Source organism: Profundibacter sp. (assembly GCF_056498605.1).
On sequence record NZ_JBSMEZ010000003.1, the window covers coordinates 1 to 2,113 of the forward strand.

Consider the following 2,113-nt stretch of genomic DNA (forward strand, 5'->3'; position numbering starts at 1 on the left):
AAGCTCCTCCTTCAAAGGCGGTCCCCCTCATTCGCACGGCCATGCAAAGTATCGAGACAGAAGATGGCTGGTACAATCTTGGCTCCTTGGGGCATAAATTGATGGCGAACAATCCCGACTTTGACTCGCGGACCTATGGTTGCCCAAATTTAAGCACTTTATTGGAGAAAGCTGGTCATTTTACTGTTGATCGAAGTGTTGCCCCCATAAGAGTCAAAAGAAACAACGGAAAAGGCGTAGAATGATAACCATCTCGGAAAACACTTGTTTCGGCGGCACTCAGGGCGTTTACAGCCACGCATCAACCGCCTGCAATTGCGACATGACCTTTGCGGTATATTTGCCGCCACAGGCCAAATCGGGGCCGGTTCCGGCGCTGTGGTATTTGTCGGGCCTGACCTGCACCCACGAGAACGCGATGACCAAAGCGGCGCTGCAGGAACACGCAGCCAAGCGCGGGATTGCGGTGATTTACCCTGACACATCACCGCGCGGCGAAGGCGTGGCGGATGACGAGGATTATGCCTTGGGTCAGGGTGCCGGGTTCTATGTGAACGCAACGAATGAGCCTTGGGCGGCGCACTTCCAGATGTACGATTATGTGCTGAATGAACTCCCCGCATTGATCGCCAAACACTTCCCCGTCAACGACAAACGCGGCATCACTGGTCATTCGATGGGTGGCCACGGCGCGCTGACTTTGGCGCTGAACAACCCCGATGTGTTCACTTCGGTTTCGGCCTTCGCACCCATCGCCAACCCGACCGCATCCGACTGGGGCCGCGTGCAATTGTCGGCCTATCTGGGCGACGACGAGACCACATGGGCGGCCCATGACGCGGCCCTGTTGGCGGGCAGCAAAGGCTGGCCCCGCGACGTGCTGGTCGACCAGGGCACCGCGGATCAATTCCTCGACCTGCTGAAACCCGAAGCCCTGTCAGCGGCCCTAGCCACCGCCCGCATCCCCAGCACATTCCGCATGCAGCAAGGCTATGACCACAGCTATTACTTCATAACAACCTTTGCCAGAGATCATGTGAAATGGCATGCGGAGAGGTTGGGGAAGTAAGATATGCCCATGCGAGACAATGACGTGCCTCTTTTGGCTGTGTTGATAGATGCTGATAATACCTCTCACAAATCGGCAAAAGTTATCTTTGACGAGATTGCATCACTGGGTGAAGCAAGCGTGCGCCGTATCTATGGCGATTTTGCAAGCCCCCAGATGAAAGGCTGGTCTTCAGTTCAGGTGGAACACGGGATTGTTCCACACCATCAACCTGCCAACACTGTGGGCAAGAATGCCTCGGATATTGCATTGGTAATAGACGCGATGGACTTTTTGCATTCAGGGCGTTTTGACGGTTTTGTTCTGGTGTCTTCTGACAGTGATTTCACCAGGCTGGCCAGCCGGATCAGGGAACAAGGGTTGGATGTATTTGGTATTGGTCAGCGCAAAACGCCTGAGTCTTTTCGCAAAGCCTGCAAACGATTCATTTTCATTGAAAATTTGAAGGAGATTACAGAGGCGGGGAGTGATCAAAATGAAGCTGGCGAAGCATCCAAAGCATTCCCACCCTCAAAAGCTGTGCCCCTAATTATGACCGCAATGCGCACGTATAGCCCTGATGCAGGGTGGTTGCGTGTTGGTCCGCTGAATAAACGGATTACTTCTGCCGACCCAGAATTTGATCCGCGCAGTTATGGGTGTGATAATCTAACCATGTTATTGAAAAAAGCAGGTGCATTTGAGGTGAACGAAGCAGGGAAAGAAAATAAAGTTCGGCGTAGGCCGTAGCTTTCACCCTTAAACCCCGTGCCGCGCCATGAACATCTCGACCGCGCCGTTCAGAACGCGATCAATTTCTTCGTGCGTAAACGTGGTTTCCAACCCGCATAGTAGGCTGGGAAAGAATGACGCCTTGCACAGCTCGGCAAACTGGTCTGCGGCCAAATCGAAATCGGTGATATCCAGCTGCCCCTTGTCAACGGCCTCGTGGAAATACTGGACCAGACGTTCACGCACCAATAGCGGGCCGGATTTATAGAACCGTTGACCTAACTCGGGGAACCGCCCTGATTCTGCGGTGCTGATGCGATACATGCTTAACCC

The 2,113-nt window shown here is 53.6% G+C and carries 4 protein-coding genes; 3 read left to right on the forward strand and 1 reads right to left on the reverse strand.

Annotated elements, in window-relative coordinates; translation table 11 throughout:
* From ACWB12_RS00310 to ACWB12_RS00320, 3 genes are all read left to right on the forward strand, one after another.
* Positions 1-245, forward strand: a 245-nt coding sequence (locus tag ACWB12_RS00310) for an OST-HTH/LOTUS domain-containing protein (protein ID WP_479528058.1), incomplete at its 5' end; no start/stop codon positions are given.
* The gene (gene fghA, locus ACWB12_RS00315; protein WP_479528059.1) at positions 242-1,069 is read left to right on the forward strand and encodes an S-formylglutathione hydrolase; all 828 of its coding nucleotides are present in this window, start codon (positions 242-244) and stop codon (positions 1,067-1,069) included. The genes ACWB12_RS00310 and fghA, both read left to right, overlap by 4 nt.
* Before the next feature lie 3 nt (positions 1,070-1,072).
* Positions 1,073-1,798 (forward strand): NYN domain-containing protein, encoded by a 726-nt coding sequence (locus ACWB12_RS00320; RefSeq protein ID WP_479528060.1) that lies wholly within the window; start codon positions 1,073-1,075, stop codon positions 1,796-1,798.
* 9 nt (positions 1,799-1,807) lie between these two features.
* Here the strand turns inward: ACWB12_RS00320 and ACWB12_RS00325 are convergent.
* Positions 1,808-2,113, reverse strand: a 306-nt coding sequence (locus ACWB12_RS00325) for a TetR/AcrR family transcriptional regulator C-terminal domain-containing protein (RefSeq protein ID WP_479528061.1), incomplete at its 5' end; no start/stop codon positions are given.